The organism is Daejeonella sp. (assembly GCF_046590655.1).
GTDB lineage: Bacteria > Bacteroidota > Bacteroidia > Sphingobacteriales > Sphingobacteriaceae > Daejeonella.
Genome location: NZ_JBKJUM010000106.1, coordinates 1 through 8,212, shown reverse-complemented (window position 1 = coordinate 8,212; position 8,212 = coordinate 1). Strand labels below are relative to the sequence as shown.

The 8,212-nt window shown below is 43.4% G+C and carries 7 protein-coding genes; all 7 read right to left on the bottom strand.

Annotated features, from left to right (window positions below; genetic code table 11):
• Positions 1-1,469, bottom strand: a 1,469-nt coding sequence (locus tag ACLL8Z_RS10465) for an alpha-isopropylmalate synthase regulatory domain-containing protein (RefSeq protein WP_411274730.1), incomplete at its 3' end; no start/stop codon positions are given.
• 45 nt (positions 1,470-1,514) lie between these two features.
• Positions 1,515-2,111 carry a 3-isopropylmalate dehydratase small subunit gene (gene leuD, locus ACLL8Z_RS10460; protein ID WP_411274729.1) on the bottom strand — a complete coding sequence of 199 codons (597 nt, stop codon included), beginning with the start codon at positions 2,109-2,111 and terminating at the stop codon, positions 1,515-1,517.
• Positions 2,112-2,143: 32 nt separating this feature from the next.
• Positions 2,144-3,550, bottom strand: a complete 1,407-nt coding sequence (gene leuC / locus ACLL8Z_RS10455; protein WP_411274728.1) for a 3-isopropylmalate dehydratase large subunit — start codon at positions 3,548-3,550, stop codon at positions 2,144-2,146.
• Positions 3,551-3,678: 128 nt separating this feature from the next.
• Complete coding sequence (locus tag ACLL8Z_RS10450; protein ID WP_411274727.1) at positions 3,679-5,187, bottom strand: 2-isopropylmalate synthase; 1,509 nt, start codon at positions 5,185-5,187, stop codon at positions 3,679-3,681.
• Positions 5,188-5,210: 23 nt separating this feature from the next.
• Positions 5,211-6,266, bottom strand: a complete 1,056-nt coding sequence (gene ilvC, locus ACLL8Z_RS10445) for a ketol-acid reductoisomerase (RefSeq protein ID WP_411274726.1) — start codon at positions 6,264-6,266, stop codon at positions 5,211-5,213.
• 53 nt (positions 6,267-6,319) lie between these two features.
• The gene (gene ilvN / locus ACLL8Z_RS10440) at positions 6,320-6,940 is read right to left on the bottom strand and encodes an acetolactate synthase small subunit (RefSeq protein ID WP_411274725.1); all 621 of its coding nucleotides are present in this window, start codon (positions 6,938-6,940) and stop codon (positions 6,320-6,322) included.
• A 23-nt stretch (positions 6,941-6,963) separates the two neighbouring features.
• Positions 6,964-8,212: thiamine pyrophosphate-binding protein (locus ACLL8Z_RS10435; RefSeq protein ID WP_411274724.1), on the bottom strand; the 1,249-nt coding region annotated here is incomplete at its 5' end.

The window sequence follows — 8,212 nt, the reverse complement described above, 5'->3', positions numbered from 1 at the left end:
GTCGATTTAATCGCACAAACCGTCTGGTCTGAATCCAGACCGCGGGTGGTAAATTTCTTGGTAGGTGTCTCCCAGGTAATGATAGTTTCGCATAAAGCGTCCGAATTGCTTCCCGGGGCTATACGAACGGCATAATCGACCAGTTTAGGCAGGCACCGGTCTTTTTTAGTGTATACTTTCGTTAATGCTTTCATAAAGGCATCAAACTGGCCATCTCCCTGTGCATTTTCCTCAAATATTTCTCCATCTATTTTCACGGAGATTGTAGCTGAAGGACGTAATCCTTTTGAATGAGTAAGTACATACGATTCAATAGTAACCTTGTCGCAACATGGATTACTGTTCAATACATCTGAAATGATGTAAGGCAGATCTTCACGTGTTACCGTTTCTTTTTGATCGCCAAGTTCAATTACCCTTTGGGTTACTTTTTTAAGATCTTTCTCACTGAGTTTAAGGCCCAGTTCCTGAAGGTTTTTTTCAATGTTGGCTTTGCCTGAGGTTTTACCGAGGGCATAAGTACGTCTTCTCCCGAACCTTTCCGGCAAAAGGTCATTAAAATAAAGGTTGTTTTTGCTATCACCATCTGCATGTATTCCTGCGGTTTGGGTAAAAACATTTTCCCCTACAATAGGTTTATTGGCAGGGATACGGACACCGGAGAATGTTTCGACCAGCTTGCTAATAGTGTATATAAATGATTCTTTTACTCCAATCTCTATCTCTGGCATAAAATCGTTTATCGCGGCCACGGCACTGGACATTGAAGCATTTCCTGCGCGCTCGCCCATTCCGTTTACGGTTACATGCACACCGTTCGCTCCGGCCCGCACGGCTTCCAGAGTATTGGCAGTTGCAAGGTTATAATCATTGTGCGCATGGAAGTCGACATGCATGTCCGGATATCTCGCTTTTATGGCTGAAATAAAGGAGAAGGTTTCTGAGGGAATCAATATACCGAGGGTATCTGGTAATAGTACTCTTTTAATTGGCTGACTGGATAGAAAATCCAGATATTGATAGACGTAATCCGGCGAATTTCGCATGCCATTGCTCCAGTCTTCCAGATACACGTTGGTTGATATACCGTGCGACAATGCTGACTGAATAATTGCTGCGATCTCAGAAAAATGCTTTTCCGGCGTTTTTTTTAACTGGTGAGTAAGATGATTTAATGAGCCTTTGGTTAAAAGATTCTGGACTTTTACCCCCGCTTTGTTCATCCAGTCTATAGAAATACCGTTATCTACAAAAGCAAGAACCTCAATACGTTCAGTATAATTGTGGGTTTTTGCCCAGTCCATAATAGCTTTTACCGAAGTAAGCTCACCATCCGATACGCGCGCGGAGGCAACCTCTACCCGGTCGACATTAAGTTCTTCCAGTAAGAGCTGAGTTATCGTCAGCTTTTCTGTAATGGAAAATGACACTCCGGATGTTTGTTCCCCGTCCCGCAGTGTAGTGTCCATTATTTCTATTTTCCTTCTCACATTTATCGTGTTAATTCTGATGGTTTATAAAGGAAGGTTTTCTGCAAATTCCTCAATCTCGCCTTTAATGTTCTGGAGATAGTCTATATCATCAAAACCGTTAAGCATATTATATTTCTTGTACGGACTAATATCAAATTGTTCCTTTTCTCCGGTTGCTAGCAGCGTAATACATTGATCCTGAAGGTTTACTTCTATTTCTGTTCCAGGATCGGCTTCAATTGCGCGGAAAATATTGTCTGCAAATTCAGGGCTAACCTGAACCGGGAGCACTCCAATATTCAGACAGTTATTCTTGAAGATATCAGCAAAAAAACTGGACACTACACAACGGAATCCATAATCATACACAGCCCAGGCAGCATGTTCTCTTGATGAGCCTGAACCGAAGTTTTTACCTCCAACTAGAAACCTTCCATTGTAAAGCGGGTTATTTAGCACAAAATCTGGTTTGGGAGTATTGTCGGGGTTGTATCTCCAGTCGCGGAAAAGGTTGTCGCCAAACCCAACACGTTCTGTTGCCTTTAAAAAACGTGCAGGTATAAGCTGGTCAGTATCCACGTTCTCTATCGCCAAAGGAACTGCTGTGCTTCTTAATACTGTGAATTTATCGTATGCCATTTTAATATTTTTTTGCGAAATAAGCCGCCTGATTAAACTAATTCTTCCATAAGGTCTCGTGGGTCTGTTACCACACCGGTAACGGCAGCCGCGGCTGCTACCAGCGGACTGGCAAGCATTGTTCGTGAACCCGGGCCCTGCCTCCCTTCGAAGTTTCTGTTTGAAGTGCTCACTGCATATTTTCCGGCCGGTATCTTGTCGTCATTCATAGCCAGGCATGCAGAACAGCCCGGCTGGCGCAAAATGAAACCTGATTCATTGAATATGTCGAGTAAGCCTTCTTCTTTGATTTGAGCTTCTACGATGTGTGAACCCGGGACAAGCCAGGCAGTTACATGGTCAGCTTTTTTCTTGCCTTTAACAATGGATGCAAATGCCCTAAAATCTTCAATTCGTCCGTTAGTACAGCTTCCTACAAACACGTAATCAACTTTTTTACCGATCATGGTGTCTCCCTCACTGAAGCCCATATAATTCAGTGATTTTTCATAAGTAGCGATGCCGCCTTCCACATCGTCTGCATTAGGTATAGTATGCGAAATGCCCATCCCCATACCGGGATTTGTACCATAGGTGATCATCGGTTCAATCGCAGACCCATCGTAAGAGTATTCTATGTCAAATAGGGCATCAGCGTCGGTTTTTAAAGTTTTGTAATACGCCAGGGCTTTTTCCCAAGCTTCGCCTTTAGGGCTGAATTCGCGTCCTTTCACATAATTAATAGTGGTTTCATCCGGCGCAATCATTCCACCACGCGCACCCATTTCTATGCTCAAATTGCAAACAGTCATGCGGCCTTCCATGCTCATGTTTTCAAAAACATTACCAGCATATTCTACAAAGTATCCGGTCGCGCCGGATGTTGAAAGCTGCGAGATGATGAAAAGGGCAACATCTTTGGGAGTTACTCCTTTGCCAAGCTTGCCATTGATATTGATCCTCATTTTCTGCGGCTTGGGCTGCATGATACACTGGGTTGCAAGAACCATCTCAACCTCGGAGGTACCAATCCCGAAGGCGATAGCACCGAAAGCTCCATGTGTTGAAGTATGCGAATCTCCGCACACGATAGTGGCTCCCGGCTGGGTGATCCCGTACTCAGGTCCGACAACGTGTACAATTCCATTTTTCTGATGACCTAATCCCCAGTGACTGATTCCATATTCGTTAGAATTAGATTCAAGGGCCTTTAACTGATTTGCTGAAAGCGGATCTGCAACGGGCAGGTGCTGGTTCCAGGTAGGAGTATTATGATCCGCTGTTGCGAATGTCCTCTCTGGGTATAGAACTCTGATGCCTCTGCTTTTTAACCCTAAAAATGCTACCGGACTTGTAACCTCATGGATAAGGTGGCGATCAATAAATAACACATCCGGACCACCATCTATCTTTCGAACTACGTGAGTGTCCCACACTTTGTCAAATAATGTCTTGCTCATTTTTTAAGTTATAAGTTATAAGTTCTACCTGCCTACCGCAGGCAGGCGTTATAAGTGGCCCTCGCCAAGTCTTTAGTCTTTAATTTTTGTTCCCTGCCTACCGGCAGGCAGGTTTGTTCTTTGCTCTATTAAACGAATTTATTCAGTGCGTCCAGATACGCATTTGCCGAAGCCCTTACAATATCGGTACTGAAACCATAGCCCTTATATGATTTTCCTCCATCAGTAACACGCATATCCACCTTGCTCACATCGTCACTTCCACTATGAATTGCATGGATGTTGAATTCTTTAATGTTGAAATTACGCCCGATAATCTTTTCAATCGCTTTAATTGTAGCATCCACAGGACCATTGCCTATTGAGGTTGCACGATGGTCTTTACCATTATACTTTAAATCAATGGTTGCTTCAGGTGAAGATTGATCGCCGGTTGTAACTTGCAGGGAATTAATTGCCAACCCGTTTTTATAATTCTGCTCCGTCTCAATTCCCATAAGAAACAGGATATCATCATCCTTAATTTCTTTTTTGCCATCAGCCAGGATTAGAAAACGTTCATAAACCAGATCAAGATCTATGCGGTCAACAGTATATCCTAAACGCTCCAAATGATGTTTCAGAGCATGACGGCCGCTGCGTGCTGTCAGTATGATCTCAGACTGATCAATACCCACATCCTCAGGATTCATTATCTCATAAGTTTCGCGATGCTTTAATACACCATCCTGGTGAATGCCTGAGCTGTGTGCAAACGCGTTTCTTCCCACTATTGCTTTATTTGGCTGCACTGGCATGCGCATCATTCTACTTACCATTCCGCTCAGTTCATACAGGTGTTTACTGTTGACCTTATGATGGAAGTTTAGAGAACCATGTGTTTTAAGAATCATGACGACTTCTTCGAGAGAAGTATTACCGGCCCGTTCACCAATACCGTTAATAGTACACTCTACCTGTCGCGCGCCATTTTCAATCCCGGCAATGCTATTTGCTGTTGCAAGCCCTAAATCATTGTGGCAGTGGACAGAAATAACTGCCTGATCTATATTTTTAACGTTTTCTTTAAGGTACAGGATCTTTGAGCCGTATTGTTCGGGCAGGCAGTATCCATTAGTGTCGGGGATGTTTACCACTGTAGCCCCGGCAGCTATCACAGCTTCGATCATCCGTGCTAAGTATTCATTATCAGCCCGGCCAGCATCTTCAGCATAAAATTCAATATCCTCAACGAAGCTTTTTGCATATTTCACTGCTTCAACGGCGCGTTCAAGAACTGCTTCTCTGGTACTGTTAAATTTGTATTTGATGTGCATGTCGGAAGACCCGATGCCTGTGTGGATGCGTGGAAATTTTGCGAACTTCAATGCCTCAGCAGCACAATCGATGTCACCTTTATTCGCGCGTGTTAAAGCACAGATTATGGGTTCTCTAATTGCTTTCGAAAGCTCCACTACACTTTGAAAATCACCAGGGCTGGAGATTGGAAACCCAGCTTCAATAACATCTACACCCAGTTTTTCGAGGGCTTTTCCAATCTCAATCTTTTCTACCGTTGATAACTGGCATCCTGGAACCTGCTCTCCATCACGAAGAGTGGTGTCAAAAATGTAAATTCGATTTGGGTCGTGTAACATGTTTTTTTAGTTGTGCCTAGAACTTATTTCCCCGGTTGATTTTCAGGCCTCAAGCTCCTTACCGCCTGCCCTGCCTGCCATATTTCGCTATCGCGAACAATCTTAAGTTCTGCTTCCAGTTTTACACGGTAATCCGGTTCGCTGTTAAGTTTAATGGTACGCTCGGCTTCTTTACCGGAGGCAACGCTTTTATACAACTCGTCGAAAACAGGCTGGGTTGCATCGCGAAATTTTCCTTTCCAATCCAATGCACCACGTTGGGCAGTCGTAGAACAATTCGCATACATCCAGTCCATACCGTTTTCAGCTACCAATGGCATTAAACTCTGAGTAAGCTCTTCGACCGTTTCATTAAATGCTTCAGAAGGAGAGTGGCCGTTGGTACGAAGTGTATTGTATTGTGCTTCGAAGATTCCTGCGATAGCACCCATTAAAGTGCCGCGCTCACCTGTAAGATCAGAAAATACTTCTTTACGGAAATCAGTTTCAAAAAGATAACCTGAACCCACGCCGATACCTAAGGCAATAGCCCGTGTTCGACCTTTGCCGGTTGCATCCTGATGAACTGCAAATGAAGAGTTTAGACCTTTTCCTGCCAGGAATAAACGACGAAGCGAAGTTCCTGAACCCTTTGGTGCAACAAGAATTACATCGACATCAGCTGGTGGAATGATACCCGTTTGATCTTTGTATGTGATACCAAATCCATGAGAAAAATACAATGCTTTCCCGGGAGTCAGGTACTTCTTGACAGTAGGCCAAAGTGCAATTTGACCTGCATCTGATAAGAGATACTGGATAATAGTTCCTTTCTCAGCGGCTTCTTCAATTTCGAAAAGAGTTTCGCCCGGTATCCAACCGTCTGCAACAGCTTTATCCCAGGTTTTTGAATCTTTGCGCTGGCCAATGATCACTTTGATACCGTTATCACGCAGATTTAGTGCTTGTCCAGGCCCCTGAACGCCATAACCAATAATTGCTACAGTTTCATCTTTTAAAACTTCGCGAGCTTTGTCTAAGGGAAATTCTTCGCGGGTTACTACTTCTTCATTAACTCCACCGAAATTGATTGTTGCCATATTCTTTATTTTTACTTTGTGTTTCTTTTATGTTTTCTTGTTGATTGCTTAGTTTACATGGTAAAGATCTTCTGCCCATCATTGAGGTATTCGTTTTCCGACACTTCCTCGCCCGGTTCCAATCTCTCAAATTCACGCAACTTTGAATTGAAGCCATCACTGTGTTTGATGATCGCTACTCGCGCGCTTCTCACGAATTCAATTAAACCGAATGGCTGGAGTATCTTAATAAGAGCGTCAGTTTCCTCTCTGTGCCCTGTAGTTTCAAAAACCGTGTAATCTTTGCGGATAACAACGGCACGTGCCCCATTCTCCCGAAGTAACCGTTCAACACTGGCCTTTTCTGCAATAATATCTGTTGGTACTTTGTACAAAGCCAGCTCCTGCCAGATCACATCTTCGTTTGTGTTGAAGTATACTTTTAGAACTTCGACCTGTTTCTCAATCTGCCGAGACAGTTTTCTAACAACGTCTTCCGTTTCGTTCACTACTATATTGAAACGATGAATACTCTCAATCTCGGAAGGAGAGGTATTAAGGCTATCGATATTTATTTTCCTTCTTGTGAAAATAATTGCGATCCTGTTAAGGAGACCGATTTGATTTTCAGTATAAACAGTAATGTTATATTCCTGCTTAGCCGGGTTTGTTTCGATATCTTTCTGAGTGCTCATATAATCTCTTTTAATGTGGTATCCTATTTCAACCTGATCTCTGCAACACTACAGCCCTGTGGTACCATAGGAAATACATTATTCTCTTTTGTGACCATTACCTCCAGTAAAAATGATCCTTTATGGTTAATCATTTCCTCAAGAGACTCATTCAAGTTTTCGCGTTCTGAAACGTTTCTACCTGCGATGCCATAAGCTGCAGCGAGTGCTACAAAATCAGGGCTTGCGATATCAACAAAAGAATAGCGATGATCATTAAAGAGCTCCTGCCACTGCCGCACCATTCCTAAGAATCGATTGTTAAGAATCATAATTTTTACGTCAACGCCGCTTTGCATAATTGTTCCCAGTTCCTGTAAGGTCATTTGGAAACCACCATCACCAATAACTGCCACTACAGTGCGGTTTGGTGCGCCGTATTTAGCGCCGATTGCTGCCGGCAAAGCAAAGCCCATGGTTCCAAGTCCGCCGCTCGTAACATTGCTGCGTGTATGATTTAATTTTGCATAGCGGCATGCTACCATTTGGTGCTGCCCAACATCTGTTACAATAACTGCATCTCCATTTGTAAGTTGATTCAGCTGATGAATAACTTCGCCCATAGTTAACTCGCCGGAAGTGGGATGAAGCTCATCATTTATGACTGCCTCCACTTCCTTTTTGGTATACTCCCTAAATTTAGCAAGCCAGGCAGGATGGGTTTTTGCATGGACAAGTTCTGTCAATGCAGGTAAAGTTTCCTTACAATCGCCCCACACCGGCACAGTGGTCAGCACATTTTTATCGATCTCTGAAGGGTCGATATCGAGATGTATTATTTTCGCTTGTTTCGCATATTTATCCAGGCGTCCGGTAACGCGGTCATCAAACCTCATCCCAATAGCGATTAAGACATCACATTCATTTGTAAGTACATTTGGCCCGTAATTACCATGCATACCAAGCATTCCAACATTTTGCGGATGGTTGGTAGGAATTGCGCCTGCTCCCAATATGGTCCACGCTGCAGGAATTCCGCTCTTTTCAACAAATGTTTTAAACTCTTTTTCAGCTTCGCCAAGGATAACGCCCTGGCCCCAAAGAATAAATGGTTTTTTGGCTGAATTTATCAGGTCAGCTGCGTTCTGAACATATTCCGTGCGGATTATTGGTTTTGGTCTGTAGCTTCTGATGTGATTGCATGGGATATAACCGGCAAAATCAAATTTTTGGATTTGAGCATTTTTGGTTATATCGATAAGTACCGGACCGGGTCTTCCGCTTCTGGCGATG